The sequence below is a fragment of the Cupriavidus sp. 94F1 genome, from assembly GCF_057798875.1.
In genome coordinates this window covers 1-18,762 of sequence record NZ_JBYOJT010000006.1, presented here as the reverse complement: position 1 = coordinate 18,762, position 18,762 = coordinate 1, and the positions used below count along the sequence as shown (strand labels likewise).

7 protein-coding genes are annotated in these 18,762 nt (G+C 65.2%); 5 read left to right on the top strand and 2 right to left on the bottom strand.

The annotated features are described in order from the left end of the window. The first annotated feature begins 106 nt into the window (after positions 1 to 106). Positions 107 to 1,018 carry a LysR substrate-binding domain-containing protein gene (locus AC3FJ6_RS16155; protein ID WP_488772844.1) on the top strand — a complete coding sequence of 304 codons (912 nt, stop codon included), beginning with the start codon at positions 107 to 109 and terminating at the stop codon, positions 1,016 to 1,018. Positions 1,019 to 1,070: 52 nt separating this feature from the next. Here AC3FJ6_RS16155 and AC3FJ6_RS16150 read toward each other — a convergent pair whose 3' ends face one another. Then, positions 1,071 to 2,522: a sensor histidine kinase gene (locus tag AC3FJ6_RS16150; RefSeq protein ID WP_488772843.1), complete on the bottom strand. Its 1,452-nt coding sequence runs from the start codon at positions 2,520 to 2,522 to the stop codon at positions 1,071 to 1,073. Continuing rightward, positions 2,519 to 3,262, bottom strand: a complete 744-nt coding sequence (locus tag AC3FJ6_RS16145; protein WP_153948425.1) for a response regulator transcription factor — start codon at positions 3,260 to 3,262, stop codon at positions 2,519 to 2,521. Before AC3FJ6_RS16145 ends, AC3FJ6_RS16150 begins: the two co-directional genes overlap by 4 nt. 186 nt (positions 3,263 to 3,448) lie before the next feature. Between AC3FJ6_RS16145 and msrB the strand changes: the two genes are divergently transcribed. From msrB to AC3FJ6_RS16125, 4 genes are all read left to right on the top strand, one after another. Continuing rightward, positions 3,449 to 3,967, top strand: a complete 519-nt coding sequence (gene msrB, locus AC3FJ6_RS16140) for a peptide-methionine (R)-S-oxide reductase MsrB (RefSeq protein WP_488772842.1) — start codon at positions 3,449 to 3,451, stop codon at positions 3,965 to 3,967. 44 nt (positions 3,968 to 4,011) lie between these two features. Next, on the top strand, positions 4,012 to 5,859 hold the full coding sequence (locus AC3FJ6_RS16135) for a cytochrome c biogenesis protein DipZ (RefSeq protein ID WP_488772841.1): 1,848 nt from the start codon (positions 4,012 to 4,014) through the stop codon (positions 5,857 to 5,859). A 26-nt stretch (positions 5,860 to 5,885) separates the two neighbouring features. Further along, positions 5,886 to 6,617 (top strand): peptide-methionine (S)-S-oxide reductase MsrA, encoded by a 732-nt coding sequence (gene msrA, locus AC3FJ6_RS16130; RefSeq protein ID WP_488772840.1) that lies wholly within the window; start codon positions 5,886 to 5,888, stop codon positions 6,615 to 6,617. A 705-nt stretch (positions 6,618 to 7,322) separates the two neighbouring features. Further along, positions 7,323 to 18,762: autotransporter-associated beta strand repeat-containing protein (locus AC3FJ6_RS16125; protein WP_488772839.1), on the top strand; the 11,440-nt coding region annotated here is incomplete at its 3' end.

Below are 18,762 nucleotides of genomic sequence, written 5' to 3'. Positions count from 1 at the left end.
TGAGATTTCGTGAAAAAAATATCGATGGATGGATCGTAGACACCTTCCTGCCCGGCGAATATCGCGTTATTTTCTTCAATTCGTCAGTTTTTCTCACAGAGCCACCATGCGCACCCTGCCCCCGATGTCCACGCTGCGCGCGTTCGAGGCCACGGCCCGCACGGGTTCCGTCACGCGCGCCGCCGAGGAACTGTGCCGCACCCATGGCGCGGTCAGCCGGCAGTTGCGGCTGTTGCAGGAGCATGCGGGCGTCGAACTGTTCGAGCGTGACGGCACCGGCGTACGGCTCAACGACCATGGCCGTGCGTTCTACGATGTGGTGCGCGCGGTGTTCGACCAGCTGGAGCAAGGCTACGACCGCGTTCTGGACCAGTCGCGCGGTCCTACACTGCATGTGGCCTGCAGCGCGACGTTCGCGATGCGCTGGCTGGTGCCTGAACTGGCGGATTTTTATCGCGTCCGGCCCGATATCCGGATCCGGCTGTCGATGACTTCCGCGCGCGAGATGCGCACCGAAGGCGCCGATGTGGTGATCGCGTGGGATCTATCGTCGTACCCGGCCGCCGATCGGCAGCGTGCGATGCCGCTGGCCCCAGTCCTGTTCGGCCCGGTTTGCACGCCGGCCCACGCCAGGCAGATCGCCACGGGCGTGCGGATCACCCACGATTTCACGTCGAGCGCATGGGATCAATGGGAAGCCAAGACCGGCAAGCGTATCGCGCCCCATGGCGGGCTCACGTTCCCGCACACTCATCTGTGCATCCAGGCGGCGCTGGCGGGGCTGGGCGTGGCGCTGGTGGAGCAGCGGCTGATTCGCGGCGAACTGGATGCGGGCGCGCTGGTGGCGCCGTATGGCTTCACGGCGTTCGACGGCGGGCTGATGGCAGTGCCGGCCGAGCGTCAGATCCGCGCCGGCGTTCACGCCGATATCGCGGCATTCGTCGGCTGGCTAAGGGTACGCTTGGGCGGCCAGATCGTGGAGGGGCCGGATGGCGGTCACAGGCTGCCCCTGCCATGACGAAGGAAAGGCCCGCCAAGGGCTGCCGGACATCCCATGCCAGCCCTGACCGCTAGCGCGCCGCCGCCCGCAGCGCAAACGTCAGCGTCGTACCGCCCTGCCGGTCCACCAGCTTCACCTGACTGCCATTCAACTGCAGCATGCGCTGCACGATCAGCAAGCCCAGGCCGCCGCCCCGATGCGCGCCGCCCGACGGAAACGGCCGCTGGAAGATCGACTCGCGCAGTGCCGGCGGAATGCCCGGCCCCGTATCGCTGACGGTAACCGCCACCCTGCCGTCCTGGCTGGCCAGGTCGATTTCCACCGTACCGCCGGCCGGCGTGTGCCGGATCGCGTTGTCCAGCAGATTGGTCAGCACCCGTTCGATCATGCCCAGGTCGGCCGACACGGCCGGCAGCGCGGGGGGCACCCCGGCGCGCAGTTGCAGGTGCTTGGCCTCGGCGGGCAAGGCAAATTTTTCGAGCACGTCCTGCGTCAGGTCAGCCATCGAAAAATCCTCGGGTACGGCCTGCACCATGCCATGCTCCAGCCGCGCCAGCTCGAACAGCGCCTGCGCCAGGCCGCCGACCTTGGCGCTCTGCGCCAGCGCAATCGCCAGATAGCGCTGGCGTTCGTCCGCGCTCAGGCTGTCGGCCTTCACCGACAAGGTTTCCAGGTAGCCGTGCAACGACGTCAGCGGCGTGCGCAGATCGTGCGAGATATTGGCCACCATCTCGCGCCGCTCCTGATCCTGCTGCTTGAGCGCGCGCCACTGGCTGTCGATGCGGTCCGACATCTGGCGAAACGCCGATTCCAGCGCCGCCATTTCGTCGCGCGGCACGGGCTCTGCCGGCGTCGCCTGCGGGTTGCCGGCGGTGTAGGCATCGCCGGAATCGAACTGCCGGATTTCGTTGGTCAGCCGGCGCAGCGGCCGGGTGATCAGCGCAAACGCCACCAGGCCGGCGATCAGGCCCAGCGAGGCCACCAGCGCCATCGACCACAATGTGGTGCGCATGACCGAATCCTGCGACGCCCGCGCGGCCAGCCGGTCGTGCGTCTCGCCCATCAGCACCACATAGATATAGCCGCCCTGCCGCAACGGCGCGGCGCTGAACACCTTGCGCCCGGAGGCGCTGCGCGGGTCGTCGCCCAGGATCGGCAGCGCGCCGCCGTCGATCAGCTTCCTTATCGGCGCCAGATCGACCCGATCGCGGATCAGGTGGCCGCTGGGCGCATCGTGGCCGCGAATATGGCCCTGGTCGTCCAGCAGATAGACCTCCACGCTCGGGTTCACCACCATCAGTTGACCGAACAGCTGGCGTAGCGCCTGCGGCGCAATGGCACTCTGGTCCTCCAGCAAGGCATTGCGCGCGATGTAGGCGGCCAGGCCGCGCGACAGGCTCTGGATCACCTCTTTCTCGTGCATCGCGTTGGCGCGCACCTGCAGCCAGGCCGACGCCCCGCAGCAGGCCAGCAGCAGCGCCGCGAACACGGCGGACAGGCGCTGGGTCAGCGACAGCTTCACGATGGCTCCCCTTCTTCCCCCAATGGCGCGGCTGCCGGGTCGGCCACGAAACGGTAACCCCGGCGCCAGACCGTCAGGATGCGCATTGGCCGCGCAGGATCCGCCTCGATCTTGGTGCGCAGCCGGTTGATATGCGTGTTCACGGTGTGTTCGTAGCCTTCGTGCTGATAGCCCCAGACCGCGTTGAGCAGGTCCATGCGCGAGAACACCTTGTCGGGATGGCGCGCGAAGAAGTACAGCAGGTCGAACTCGCGCGGCGTGAGATCGAGCCGCCGGCCGTCCACCGAGGCCTGGCGCGCCAGCGGGTCGATGGCCAGGCCCGCCAGTTCCAGGCTGCCGGCATCGGCACGCACATCGCGGGCCATCGCCTCCACGCGCCGCAGCAGCGCCTTGACACGTGCCACCAGTTCCAGCACCGAGAACGGCTTGGCCAGGTAGTCGTCGGCGCCCAGTTCCAGGCCCAGGATGCGGTGCACCTCGCTGGACCGCGCGCTGGTGATGATGATCGGCGTGTAGCGCGTCATCGCGCGCGCCCGCCGGCAGATTTCCAACCCGTCCACGCCGGGCAGCATCAGGTCCAGCACCAGCGCGTCCCAGCCACCCTGCTCCAGCAGGCGCAGGCCTTCGGCGCCGTCGGCACTGTGGACGACCTCGTAGCGTTCGTCGCGCAGATGCATGGCCAGCACGTTGGCAATGCCGGCATCGTCTTCGACCAGCAGGATCCGTTTCGGGTGTTCCATGTTGTACCGGGTGGGCAGGGGCGCGGGAAAGATCGGGAGATCGGGAGTCAAGAAATCGGCAATGTGTCGCTATTGTGCAGAAATCCGCCCGAGGCAGTTATCACGAATTGTTTAAGGTTCGGCGAGGACTCCGATACGCCCCGTTGCCTACCATCCGATCACCCCTTCCCGAGCACGGAGTCCACCATGCGCATCACCCGACGCTTTCTGCTGTCCGGCGGCACCCTGACCGCCGCGGTGGCCGCCCTGGGCGGCTGGCGCCTGCTGGCTGGCCCGGCCAGCGCCGGCACTGGCCCGCAGGCCCCCGAGACATTCGAAGTGACCATGAGCGACGCGGACTGGCGCAAGAAGCTGACCGCTGCCCAGTACAACGTGCTGCGGCAGGAAGGCACGGAACGGCCGTTCAGCAGCCCGCTCAACGACGAGCACCGCAAGGGCGTGTTTGCCTGCGCGGGATGCCAGCTCGACCTGTTCTCGTCGCATACCAAGTTCGACAGCGGCACCGGCTGGCCCAGCTTCTGGGCCCCACTGGCCAATGCGGTGGGCACCACCCAGGACGTGACGTTCGGGATGATTCGCACCGCCGTGCATTGCCGCCGCTGCGGCGGTCACCTGGGCCATGTCTTCGATGACGGCCCCAAGCCCACCGGCCTGCGCTACTGCATGAACGGCGTGGCGATGACCTTCCGGCCGGCGGCCGCCTGACTGACCGGCCGACACCCCTGGCCACTGACCACGAGCACTACGCCATGCTGCTGCTGATACTTGCCTACCTGGGCGGGGTCCTGACGATCCTGAGCCCCTGCATCCTGCCCGTCCTGCCCTTCGTCTTCGCGCGGGCCGACCAGCCGTTCGTGCGCAGCGGGCTGCCCCTGCTGGCCGGCATGGGCATCACGTTCGCCGGCGTGGCCACGCTGGCCGCCGTGGGCGGCGGCTGGGTGGCGCAGGCCAATGAACTCGGCCGCTGGCTGGCCATCGCACTATTAGCCGTGTTCGGCGTGACGCTGCTGCTGCCGAGCCTGGCCGAACGGCTGACCCAGCCGCTGGTGCGTGCCGGCAGCCGCCTGACAAACTTCGCCCAGGCCGACGGACGCCCGGCCAGCCCGGCGTCGTCGTTCCTGCTCGGCATCGCCACCGGCCTGCTCTGGGCGCCCTGCGCGGGACCGATCCTGGGCCTGGTGCTGACAGGCGCCGCCCTGCAAGGGGCCAGCATCGGCACCACCCTGCTGCTGCTCGCCTATGCCGCCGGGGCCGCCACCTCGCTGGCCGTGGCACTGCTGGTGGGCGGCCGCGTGTTCGCCGCCATGAAGCGGTCGCTCGGCGCGGGCGAATGGATCCGGCGCGGCATCGGCGCCGCCATGCTTGTGGGTGTGGGCGCCATCGCGCTCGGGCTCGATACCGGCATCCTCACGCGCATTTCCACGGTGGCCACCGGCGGGCTGGAACAGCGGCTGGTCGATGCGTTCGCGGGCCGCAAGGACGCCGGCAACGGCGGTGGCGGCGCGATGATGATGCAGGCCAAGCCCCAGGCGATGGCACAGAACACCATGGCGATGTCGGCCACGCCCGAGGCATCCGGCGGGTCGATGATGATGCGCGCCGCGGCCGGCCCCGCATCGGATCTGCCGGTCGAAGGCAAGTTTCCCGGTGTCGATGGCGCGGTGGCGTGGCTGAATTCGCCGCCGCTCACGGCAGAGGCCCTGCGTGGCAAGGTCGTGCTGGTCGATTTCTGGACGTATTCGTGCATCAACTGCCTGCGCTCGCTGCCGTACGTGAAGGCATGGGCGGAGAAGTATCGCGACCAGGGGCTGGTGGTGATCGGCGTGCATGCGCCCGAGTTCGCCTTCGAGCGCAATGTCGACAACGTCCGCAAGGCCGCGAAGGACCTGGGCGTGACCTACCCGGTCGCGATCGACAACAACTACGCCATCTGGCGCGCGTTCCAGAACAACTACTGGCCGGCGCATTACTTCATCGACGCCCAGGGACGCGTGCGCTTCCACCATTTCGGCGAAGGCGACTATGCCAAGTCAGAAGCCGTGATCCGGCAACTGCTGGCCGAAGCCGGCCACACGGACGTGACCAAGGTCGCGACGACCGGCGGCACCGCCATGCAGGGTGTGGAGATGCCCGCCGACAACGACACGATGCGCTCGGCGGAAACCTACGTCGGCTATGCGCGCGCCGAGCACTTCGTGTCGCCCGGCGGCGCGCAGCAGGACCAGACCCGGGACTACACCACCCCGGCCAGTCTCTCGCTCAACGAATGGGGTCTGGCTGGCGGCTGGAAGGTGGGGCAGGAACAGGCATCGCTGGAACGTGCCAACGGGCGCATCGTCTACCGCTTCCATGCCCGCGACCTGCATCTTGTGCTGGGCCCCGGTACGGACGGCAAGCCGGTGCGCTTTCGCGTGACGATCGATGGCCACGCTCCAGGCGCCTCCCACGGCACCGACGTGGCAGCCGATGGCAGCGGCAAGGTCACCGGCCAGCGGCTGTACCAGCTTGTGCGGCAGCGCGGCGACATCCGCGATCGCACGTTCACCATCGAATTCCTTGACGCCGGCGTGCAGGCCTACGCCTTCACGTTCGGCTGATCCATCCATTTCGGAGAAAGCAGATCATGAAACCCACCGCCATCCTGCAACACTGGACCCGCCCCACCGCACTCAAGCTCACCGGCCTGGCCTTGCTGGCAGCCGTGGCGGTAACGTGGAAGCTGCCTGCCGTCTCGGCGGAAGCCGCGGTGAAGATTCCCGCGCCAACGGTCGACGAGAAACCGGGCACCAGCCACAGCGAAACCGCGGTATTCGCCGGCGGCTGCTTCTGGGGTGTGCAAGGCGTGTTTCAGCATGTCCGCGGCGTGACACGGGTGGTGTCCGGTTACGCCGGCGGCGCCGCGGGCACTGCGCAATATGAGCAAGTCGGCACCGGGATGACGGGCCATGCGGAATCCGTCGAGATCCGCTACGACCCGACCCAAATCAGCTATGGCAAGCTGCTGCAGGTCTTCTTCTCCGTCGCCCACGATCCGACACAACTGAATCGTCAGGGACCGGACTACGGCACACAGTACCGTTCGGCGATCTTCCCGCTCTCGCCCGAGCAACGCTCGGTGGCATCGTCCTACATCACGCAGCTCGGCGCGGCCAAGTCATTCAAGGCGCCGATCGTGACGCGTGTCGAGGACTACAAGGGGTTCTATCCCGCCGAGCCCTACCATCAGGACTTTCTGGCCAACAACCCGAACTATCCATACATCGTCATCAATGACCTGCCAAAGATCGGCAACCTGAAGACGATGTTTCCGGACGTGTACCGGAATGAACCGATGCTGGTGTCCAAGGGGAAATAACGGATGCCACTCAGCCCATCACCTTGACCACCGACGTCAGAAACCAGCCTGCCGCCAGGCAGGCTCCCACCCATCCAGAGCCGATCAGAAGTATGTCTCGCCACGTCATTCGTCGATGTTTCGCCAGTACAAACTGCATTGACACAATGAGCACAGGCTAGACCATCACAGGACCAAGACACATGTCTGAAATGTAAGGAAGCGTTGCAGCAATTCACCTCGGCACGCTGCAAGCGCTCTCCGCTCCACTCCTCACTGTCCACGCTCTCCTCCCTCCTCTCCCGAACAGTTCCGCCTTACGGGTTCCCCATTCGGGTGGCTTCAGATTTCCACATGGTCAGTATTCAAATCCGGAAAATCGCCTGATTTTCTTGATTATCCAGATTTTCCTCATTTTCAGTAGCGAACCGCCCTTGCTGGCATCGCCGGCGCCCCGCTACTGGCCTATATATAGTCGCTCGCAGCCAAAATCGCAAATCCCTCTCACAGCAAGGATTTCTGATCATCACGATAATCGATCCATATATACAGACAACGAACTGGATTTATTATTATCACCATATACACTCAGCATGACCGATCCGTCGCATCGGTTTTTAATACCCGCCAAATGCGACAGAATTTGCAACGCACGGAAATCCATATCCTTATTCTCGTAAAGCAGCCAATCAGACCACGTCATAATAACCGAGGTTGATAAAAACCATGACACTGACTGACTCCGCAAAAACAGTTGCCGGTCAACCGCGCAATTGCAGGGGAAGTGCTGCCGCAAGAATGAGGAACGGCAAAAAATCCGCCTCGCAGATCACCCCGAGGCACAATAATCTCGCTCTCGCCATGCTGATCGGGCAATTATTCAATCCGGCACTGTCTTCTTCTGCAGAAGCACAGACTCCCATACCTGTCGCAACGGATACCGGCAGTTATCTGAATGGCAGCACTTCGGGAACCCCCAACCGGTCCGACACCAGCAATTCCTTTCAGATCACTTCCGGGGCAACCTGGAATAACTCAGTATCCGTAAATACCGCGGGGCACTCGATACTGTCGATTGACGGGAACGGGAATACCATCACGCGCGCCGCCAATAATGTTCTGAACTACAACTCATCCAGCATCAACAACAACTCCGTCACGCTATCCAACCTGAAATTCGGACAAACGGCAAATGACGACCAGGCAATATTCTATAATACCGGCGGCACACGAACCTCCAATATATTCGTGAATAACGTCACATTCGACGGATTAACCGGCGCGTTCGGCAATGTATTCTATCTGGACGGCACAACCGGCAGCACGGTAGTGAATGTTACCGCCGGCACAGGCGACAACAAGGTGACTTTCAGCAACAACACTTCCACGGGTGACGGCGCCGGGGTTCTTTCCATGCGCGCTGGCACCATGGTTTTTAATGGTGAATATGTATTCAATTCCAACTCGACCGCGAATTATGGCGGTGCGATCGCCATGTACCAGAACAACGGAGAGCTGACTTTCAATGGAAAAACGACATTCAACAGAAATTATGCAGTCAGGTATTTCGGGGGAGCCATCGATATATGGGGTGGCGCCTCGACACTCACCTTCAACGACAGCGCCAGCTTCACGAGAAACTATGTCGAGTCGTCTTCCACCGGCTCTGGAAATCCTCGCGGAGGGGCCATCAACATCGGCTACACGAGCCCGGGCTCCGGCGCATCGGTCGTCAGGTTCAATGGACCGGTCACATTCGACGGCAACTACGTGGCGTCCACTGGCTCGGGGGGGTCCGCATACGGCGGCGCAATCAGCGCATTTGGAAATGGGAATTCCTACAATTACCGGTATATTTTTGGCGGCCCGGCGCTATTCCAGAACAACGTCGTCGCGAAAACCGGATCGGGAAGCGGCTCGGCAAATGGCGGCGCGATTTACTATGACGCTTCCGGCGCACTGCTAAGCCTGTCGTCAGGCACACAGTTTCTCAACAATTCGGCTACGGGAAACGGTGGGGCAATCTACTTGCAGTCCGGAACCATCTCACTGAATGCAGCCACCGAAAATATCCTGTTCCAGGGCAACCGGCACGGTGTCCAGGTGGATGGGGCCTACAACCCCATCACTGGAACCGGGACCCCCAACGGCATTTATCTCGGGTCGTCGGGCACATTTAACCTGAGTGCCAGCGCCGGTTATCAGATTCAGCTTCGCGATCCGATATCTTCCGTTGCCGGTTCCACCGTGACGGTCAACAAGACGGGGGCCGGCGATGTTGTCTTTTATGGAGACAACGGCACCACGTCCAATTACGACTCTAATATCACAGCCAATACCACAGTGCAGGACGGCAATTTCATCCTGGCCGATGGCGTGAAATACGGCAACACGTCGTCAGGAACATTTACTGTTGCCGCTGGCACGCTCCAGGGCAACGACAATACCAGCCTCAGGGCCTTGAACCTGACAGTCCAGAATGGGGGGCAAGTCCAGATCAACAACGGTCTTTTCACGCTCGATGCCACGAACATCAACTTCCAGAGCGGCGCGCAATTTTCCGGCAGCGGCACACTGGCTTCATCTGGCAACATCAACCTCATCGGTACGGTTCTCGCCAATATCGCTACCGGCTCCGCACTGAACGTGAGCGGCCGGCTGGCCGGCACGGGCGGCCTCAATATCCAGGGCGGTGGAACACTGCAGCTGTCATCATCCGGGAACAGCTATACCGGAACGACGAATATCAACACGGGCTCCACCCTTGCCGGAACCGTGGCCAATGCATTTGCAAGCAGCGGGAATGTCGTGGTGGATGGCACCCTCGACATGAGCGCAGATAATCTCAACCAGACTGCGCAGAATCTTTCCGGCGCGGGTTCCATACTCCTTGGTTCGGCAACACTGACCGCCAGCGGCAGCACCAGCACGACCTATTCAGGGGACATCACCGGCACCGGCTCCCTGACGAAGTCTGGCACGGGTACCTTGACACTTTCGGGCACGTCCAACAGTTACGGCGGCGGCACAATGATTTCGGCCGGAACACTGCGCGCCAGCAACAGCGGCGCCATCGGCACGGGCGCGCTCACAAATAACGGCACCCTGCAATTCGATTTTGCCGATGCCAATACGCTGGCCAACCGGATCTCCGGCTCCGGCACCCTGCTGAAGACCGGCGCGGGCACCGCGACCCTGACCTCGGTGGATTCTGGCGCGGGAACCGTCAACGTCAACGGCGGCACCCTGCATTTCGACCAGGAGGGTATTTTTGCCGTTGCGAACAATATGACCACCGCCAGCGATGCAACCACGACGCTGGGTTCCAACGCACAGCTGCAGATTGGTCAGACATTCACACAGGCAGCCGGGTCCACGCTGAATGTGGATGTCGGCTCGGCGAACTCGCCCCTGATCACCGCAAAGTCCGCCGCGGTCAGTGGCTCGCTGCACGTTGCCGGCTTCAGCGGCACACCGCCAGACTCAGCGAGCGAGCTGGATACCTCGCAGTACACGATCCTCCACACCACCGATGGCATCACCGGAACGTTCTCCGCCATCGACCTCAGTGGGGCGTCCGGCGCGAGGGACTACCTGGTCCTCTCCGCCCACAAGAGCGCCGACAACCTCGACTACAACCTCGGCTTCGGCCTTGCCTGGTACGCCGGCACGTCGCTTGGCAACGGAGCGTTCACACTGACTGCGGCATCCGATACGTTCGATGTCGATACCGCGCTGTCCGATCAGTCGGCGTCAACGACCGGCTGGAACGGCAAGAATCTGACCAAGGCGGGCGCCGGCACACTGACCCTGTCGGCCAAGAATACCTATACGGGTCAGACAGCCGTCAACGCGGGGACGCTGAGCGCCGGCATCGCCGATGCGTTCGCCACGAGCAGCGCGGTCTCCGTTGCCAGCGGCGCCACTCTCGCGCTAAACAACTTCAGCCAGACGGCCAAGAACCTGTCAGGCGCCGGCACGATCAACCTGGGAACACTGGACACGACAACGCTGACGGCCAGCAACAGCGGTGACACGGCGTTCTCCGGCGTGATCGGCGGCGTCGGCAAGCTCACCAAGACCGGAACCGGTGCGCTGACACTATCCGGCACCAACACCTACAGTGGCGGCACCACCGTCTCGGGCGGCAGGCTGGTGGCCACGGGCGGCAACAGCCTCGGTACCGGCGCCATCGCCAACAACGCCACCCTGCAACTCGACTTCTCCAGCGACAGCACCTTGGCCAACGCCCTGTCGGGTACCGGTAGCCTCACAAAGACCGGTACCGGTACGGCCACCCTGAGTACCCCGGGTAACCAGGGTGCTGTCTCTGTCGAAGCCGGCACATTGCGTTTCGGCCAGACTGGGGCGTTCAACGCCGCCAGCTTCGCTACCGCCAGCGGCGCCACCACGGCCATCGACAACAAGGCGCAGCTGAGCGTGGCGAATGCCTTCACCCAGGCATCCGGTTCCAGCCTCGACGTTGCTGTCGGCACCGGCAACAACCCTGCCGTCACCGCGGGGTCCGCCACACTGGCCGGCACCCTGAACATCAGCGGATACACCACCGCGGCACCTGCCACCGCCAGTGCGCTGGCCAATACCCTGTTCAGGGTGATCCATACCACCGGTGGCATCACCGGCGATTTCACTGCCGTCGATCTGGGCGACACTACCAGTGCCGTCGACTATCTGACCTTCGCCGGACGCAAGAGCGCCGACAACCTCGACTACGACGTCGGCTACGGGCTCACGTGGCAGGCCGGCACGACGCTCGGCAATGGGCTCTTCACGCTGACCAATACCGCCGACAAGTTCAACGCCGATGTCGTGCTCGCCGACCAGACCGCGTCGGCCACGGGATGGAATGGCCACGATCTGACCAAGGCCGGCGCCGGTACGCTGACGCTGTCGGCCAAGAACACCTATACGGGACTCACCACCGTCAGCGCCGGCACGCTGTCGGCCGGCATCGCCGATGCCTTTGCCAGCAGCAGCGCGGTCTCCGTGGACAGTGGCGCCACGCTCGCGCTGAACAATTTCAGCCAGACCGCCAACAACCTGTCAGGCGCCGGCACGATCACCCTGGGCTCCCTCGCCACTACCGTGCTGACCGCCAGCAACGCCAGCGACACGGAGTTCTCCGGGATCATCGGCGGTGCCGGCAAGCTCACCAAGACGGGAACGGGTGCGCTCACGCTCTCGGGTACCAACACCTACACCGGCGGCACCACCGTCTCCGACGGCACGCTGATTGCCACCAGCGGCAGCGCCATGGGCACCGGTGCCGTGGCCAACAATGCGGCCCTGCAACTCGACTTCGCCAGCGACGGCACCGTGGCCAACGCCCTCTCCGGCACGGGCAGCCTCACCAAGACCGGCACGGGCACCACCACCCTGACCGGTGGCGGCACGCAGGGTACCGTCGCGGTCGATGGCGGTACGCTGCGCTTCGCGCAGACCGGGATATTCAATGCCGACAGCCTCACCACCGCCAGCGGCGCCACCACCACCCTCGACAACAGGGCACAGCTCAGCGTGGCGAATGCCTTCACGCAGGCATCCGGTTCCATCCTCAACGTTGCGGTCGGCACCGGCAACAACCCTGCCGTCACCGCAGGGTCCGCCGCGCTGGCCGGCACCCTGAACATCACCGGATACACCACCCCGGCCCCAACCTCGGCCAGCGCGCTGGCCGACATCCGGTACACCGTGCTCCACACCACCGATGGCATCACCGGCGACTTCAGTGCCGTGGACCTCGGCGGGGCGGCTAGCACGGTCGACTACCTGACGCTGTCTGGACGCAAGAGCGCCGACAACCTCGACTACAACGTCGGCTTCGGCCTGACATGGCAGGCCGGCGCCACGCGCGGCAACGGCGTCTTCACGCTGACCAATGCCACCGACAATTTCAACGCCGATGTCGTGCTTGCCGACCACGCCGCGTCGGCCACGGGATGGAATGGCAAGAATCTGACCAAAGCCGGCGCCGGTACGCTGACCCTGTCGGCCAAGAACACCTATACCGGGCTGACTACCGTCAGCGCCGGCACGCTGACGGCCGGCATCGCCGATGCCTTCGCCAGCAGCGGCGCGGTCTCTGTCGCCAGTGGCGCCACCCTCGCGCTCAATGACTTCAGCCAGACGGCCAGGAACCTGTCCGGCGCCGGCACAATCAGCCTGGGTTCCCTCGACACAACAGTGCTGACCGCCAACAACACCAGCAACACGGCCGTCTCCGGGATCATCGGCGGGGCCGGCCAGCTGGCCAAGACCGGCACAGGCACGCTGACTCTCTCTGGCTCCAACACTTATACCGGCGGCACCACGGTCTCCGATGGCAGGCTGGTGGCCACCAATGCCAGCGCCATAGGCACCGGCGCCGTGGCCAACAATGCGGCACTGCAACTCGATTTCGCCAGCGACGGCGCCCTGGCCAACACCCTGTCCGGCACTGGCAGCCTCATCAAGACGGGTACCGGCGCGGCCACCCTGGGCGCGGTGGGTACCCAGGGCGCCATTGCCGTTAACGCCGGCACCTTGCGTTTCGGCCAGACCGGCACCTTCACCGCCGGCACTGTCACCACCGCCAGTGGCGCCACCACGGCCATCGACAGCAAGGCACAGCTGAACGTGTCGAATGCCTTCACGCAAGCCTCCGATTCCACGCTCACTGTCGCCCTGGGTGCCAGCAACGATCCCGCTGTCACTGCAGGCTCCGCCACCCTGGCCGGCACGCTGAACGTCAGCGGATACACCGTCGCGGCCCCCGTCTCGGCCAGTGCGCTGGCGGGCACGCACTTCACGATACTTCACACCACCGACGGCATTACCGGTGACTTCGCCACCGTCAACCTCGGGGACGCCGCCAGCGCCGTGGACTACCTGACCATTGCCGCCAGCAAGAGCACCGACAACCTCGACTACAGCGTCGGATATGGCCTCACCTGGCAGGCCGGGAAAACGCTCGGCAACGGCGTCTTCACGCTGGCCGATGCCACCGACGCCTTCAACGTCGACGTCGTACTCGCCGACCAGGCCGCATCGGCCACCAAATGGAACGGCAAGGACCTGACCAAGGCCGGCGACGGTACGCTGACCCTGTCGGCCCAGAACACCTATACGGGACGCACCACCGTCAGCGCCGGCACGCTGGCCGCCGGCATCGCCGATGCGTTTGCCAGCAGCGGCGCGGTCTCCATCGCCAGCGGCGCCACGCTGGCCATGAACGACTTCAGCCAGACCGCCAGGAACCTGTCAGGCGCCGGTACCATCGCCACGGGCACGCTCGACACCACGGTGCTGACGGCCAACAGCACCAGCGACACGGCCTTCTCCGGTGTGATCGGCGGCGCCGGCAAGCTCACCAAGACGGGAACGGGCGCGCTCACGCTGGCCGGTGCCAATACCTACACCGGCGGCACCACCATCTCGGGCGGCACGCTGGTCGCCACCAGCGGCAGTGCCATGGGCACGGGTTCGGTGACCAACAACGCCGCCCTGCAGCTCGCCTTCGCCAGCGACAGCACCCTGGCCAACACCATTTCCGGCACCGGCAGCGTCTCCAAGACCGATGACGGCACCGCCACACTCACCGGTACTAATACGTACATCGGCGGCACCACCATATCGGGCGGCACGCTGATTGCCACCAGCGGCAGCGCCATGGGAGCCGGCGCCGTGGCCAACAAAGCCGCCCTGCAACTCGCCTTCGCCAGCGACAGTACCCTGGCCAATGCCCTCTCCGGCACCGGCAGCCTCACCAAGTCCGGCACCGGCACCGCCACGCTGACCGGCGGCGGCACGCAGGGTACCGTCGCGGTCGATGCCGGTACGCTGCGCTTCGGGCAGACCGGGATATTCAATGCCGACAGCCTCACCACCGCCGGCGGCGCCACCACGGCCATCGACGGCAACGCGCAGCTCAATGTGGCCAACGCACTCACCCAGGCGACTGGCTCCACGCTCGGGGTCGCCCTGGGTGCGAACAACGACCCTGCCATCACCGCCGCCAGCGCCACCCTGGCCGGCACGCTGAACATCAGCGGATACACGACCGCGGCACCTGCCACCGCCAGCGCATTGGCCGATACCCTGTTCAGGGTCATCCATACCACCGGCGGCATCACCGGCGACTTCACCACCGTCAACCTCGGCGGCGCCGCCAGCGCCGTGGATTACCTGACGCTGGCCGGACGCAAGAGCGCCGACAACCTCGACTACAACGTCGGCTTCGGCCTCACCTGGCAGGCTGGCCCCACGATGGGGAACGGCGCGTTCACGCTCACCGGCCCACCCGACGCCTTCAACGTCGATGTCGTACTCGCAGACCAGGCCTCATCGGCCACCGGATGGAACGGCAAGGACCTGACCAAGGCGGGGGACGGCACGCTGACCCTGTCGGCAAAGAACACCTATACGGGGCTCACCACCGTCAGCGCCGGCACGCTGGCCACTGGCATCGCCGATGCCTTCGCCAGCAGCGGCGCGGTCTCAATCGCCAGCGGTGCCACCCTCGCGCTCAATGACTTCAGCCAAACCGCCAACAATCTGACCGGCGCCGGTACCATCGGCACCGGCACGCTCGACACCACGGTGCTGACGGCCAACAACACCAGCGACACGGAGTTCTCGGGGATCATCGGCGGCGCCGGCACGTTCACCAAGACGGGGACCGGTGCCCTCACGCTCTCTGGCTCCAACACGTACACCGGCGGCACCACCCTCTCCGACGGCAGACTGGTGGCCACCAGCGGCAGTGCCATGGGCACGGGTTCGGTCACCAACAACGCCGCCCTGCAACTCGCCTTCGCCGACGACAGTACCCTGGCCAACGCCCTGTCCGGCACCGGCAGCCTCACCAAGACCGGTGCCGGCACCGCCACGCTGACCGGCGGCGGCACGCAGGGTACCGTCGCGGTCGATGCCGGTACGCTGCGCTTCGGGCAGACCGGGATATTCAATGCCGAGAGCCTCTCCACCGCCAGCGGTGCCACCACCGCCATCGATGCCACCGCGCAGCTCAACGTGGCCGATGCCTTCACGCAGACCTCCGGCTCCACGCTCAGCGTCGCGATCGATGCCGGCAGCAATGCCGCTACCGCCGAACGCAACGCGCTGCTCGCCAGCAGCCAGCCGGTCATTACCGCCAAGAGCGCGGCCCTGGCCGGCACCTTGAGCCTCAGCGGATACACCACGGCAGCCCCGACCACGGCCAGCGCACTGACCGGCACGCATTTCACGGTACTCCACACCACCGACGGCATCACCGGCGACTTCACCACCGTCAATCTCGGGGGCGCCGCCAGTGCCGTGGATTACCTGACACTGGCCGGACGCAAGAGCGCCGACAACCTCGACTACAACGTCGGCTTCGGGCTTACGTGGCAGGCTGGCGCCACGCTCGGCAATGGACTCTTCACGCTGACCAATACCGCCGACGCCTTCAACGTCGATGTCGTGCTGGCCGATCAGGCCGCGTCGGCAACGGAATGGAACGGCCACGATCTGACCAAGGCTGGCGCCGGCACACTGACCCTGTCGGCCAAGAACACCTATACCGGACTGACCACCGTCAGCGCCGGCACACTGGCCGCCGGCATCGCCGATGCGTTTGCCACGAGCAGCGCGGTCACGGTCAACGCGGGCGCGACCCTGGCCATGAACGACTTCAGCCAGACCGCCAACAATCTGACCGGCGCCGGTACCATCGCCACCGGCACGCTGGACACCACCGTGCTGACGGCCAACAACACCAGCGACACGGCCTTCTCCGGCATCATCGGCGGCGCCGGTCAACTCACCAAGACGGGGACCGGCGCGCTCACGCTCTCTGGCTCCAACACCTATACCGGCGGCACCACCCTTTCCGACGGCACGCTGATTGCCACCCGCGGCAGCGCCATGGGAACCGGCGCCGTGGCCAACACCGCCGCCCTACAGCTCGATTTCGCCGACGACAGCACCCTGGCCAACGCCCTGTCCGGCACCGGCAGCCTCACCAAGACCGGTGCCGGCACCGCCACGCTGACCGGCGGCGGCACGCAGGGTACCGTCGCGGTCGATGCCGGTACGCTGAATTTTGCGCAAGATGGCGTCTTCACCGCCGACAGCCTCACCACCGCCAGCGGCGCCACCACCGCCATCGACGGCAACGCGCAGCTCAACGTAGCCAACGCCCTCACGCAGGACGCAGACTCCACGCTCGGGGTCGCCTTGGGTGCGAACAACAACACTGCCATCACCGCCGCCAGCGCCACCCTGGCCGGTACGCTGAACATCACCGGCTTCTCCGCCAGTGCACCCGACACCGCCAGCGCGTTGACCAGCACCTTGTTCAGGGTCATCCACACCACCGACGGCATCACCGGCGACTTCACCACCGTCAACCTCGGCGGCGCCGCCAGTGCCGTCGACTACCTGACGCTGGCCGGACGCAAGAGCGCCGACAACCTCGACTACAACGTCGGCTTCGGCCTCACCTGGCAGGCCGGCACGGCGCTCGGCAATGGACTCTTCACGCTGACCAATACCGCCGACGCCTTCAACGTCGATGTCGTGCTGGCCGATCAGGCCGCGTCGGCAACGGAATGGAACGGCCACGATCTGACCAAGGCTGGCGCCGGCACACTGACCCTGTCGGCCAAGAACACCTATACCGGACTGACCACCGTCAACGCCGGCACACTCGCCGCCGGCATCGCCGATGCGTTTGCCACGAGCAGCGCGGTCTCCATCGCCAGTGGCGCCACCCTGGCCATGAACGACTTCAGCCAGACGGCCAGGAACCTGTCCGGCGCCGGTACCATCGGCACCGGCACGCTCGACACCACGGTGCTGACGGCCAACAACACCAGCGACACGGAGTTCTCGGGGATCATCGGCGGCGCCGGCCAGCTCACCAAGACGGGGACGGGTGCGCTCACGCTCTCGGGCACCAACACCTATACCGGCGGCACCACCCTCTCCGACGGCACGCTGATTGCCACCAGCGGCAGTGCCATGGGAACCGGCACCATTGCCAACACCGCCGCCCTGCAACTTGCCTTCGCCAGCGACAGCACCCTGGCCAACGCCCTCTCCGGCACTGGCAGCCTGACCAAGACCGGCACCGGCACCGCCACGCTGACCGGCGGCGGCACGCAGGGTACCGTCGCGGTCAATGCCGGTACGCTGTATTTTGCGCAAGATGGCGTCTTCACCGCCGACAGCCTCACCACCGCCAGCGGCGCCACCACCGCCATTGACGGCAATGCGCAGCTCAACGTAGCCAACGCCCTCACGCAGGACGCAGACTCCACGCTCGGGGTCGCCCTGGGTGCGAACAACAACACTGCCATCACCGCCGCCAGTGCCGCACTGGCCGGCACGCTGAACATCACCGGTTTCTCCGCCAGTGCGCCCAACACCGCCAGCGCGTTGACCAGCACCCTGTTCAGGGTCATCCACACCACCGGCGGCATCACCGGCGACTTCACCACCGTCAACCTCGGGGGGGCCGCCAGTGCCGTCGACTACCTGACGCTGGCCGGACGCAAGAGCGCCGACAACCTCGACTACAACGTCGGCTTCGGCCTCACCTGGCAGGCTGGCGCCACGCTCGGTAATGGACTCTTCACGCTGACCAATACCGCCGACGCCTTCAACGTCGATGTCGTACTCGCCGATCAGACCGCGTCGGCAACGGAATGGAACGGCCACGATCTGACCAAGGCCGGCAACGGTACGCTGACCCTGTCGGCCAAGAACACCTATACGGGGCTCACCACCGTCAGCGCCGGCACGCTGGCCACTGGCATCGCCGATGCCTTCGCCAGCAGCGGCGCGGTCTCCATCGCCAGCGGCGCCACGCTGGCCATGAACGACTTCAGCCAGACCGCCAACAATCTGTCCGGCGCCGGCACAGTCAGCCTGGGATCCCTCGACACAACAGTGCTGACGGCCAACAACACCAGCGACACCACCTTCTCCGGCGTGATCGGCGGCGCCGGTCAACTCACCAAGACGGGGACCGGCGCGCTCACGCTCTCGGGCACCAACACCTATACCGGCGGCACCACCCTCTCCGACGGCACGCTGATTGCCACCAGCGGCAGTGCCATGGGAACCGGCGCTGTGGCCAACAACGCCGCCCTGCAGCTCGACTTCGCCAGCGACAGTACCC

Excerpts from the sequence above, each read along its gene's own strand:
- AC3FJ6_RS16155 (WP_488772844.1), top strand. The coding sequence starts at position 107 with ATGCGCACCCTGCCCCCGATGTCCACGCTGCGCGCGTTCGAGGCCACG.
- AC3FJ6_RS16145 (WP_153948425.1), bottom strand. The coding sequence starts at position 3,262 with ATGGAACACCCGAAACGGATCCTGCTGGTCGAAGACGATGCCGGCATT.
- msrB (WP_488772842.1), top strand. The coding sequence starts at position 3,449 with ATGCGCATCACCCGACGCTTTCTGCTGTCCGGCGGCACCCTGACCGCC.
- AC3FJ6_RS16135 (WP_488772841.1), top strand. The coding sequence starts at position 4,012 with ATGCTGCTGCTGATACTTGCCTACCTGGGCGGGGTCCTGACGATCCTG.
- msrA (WP_488772840.1), top strand. The coding sequence starts at position 5,886 with ATGAAACCCACCGCCATCCTGCAACACTGGACCCGCCCCACCGCACTC.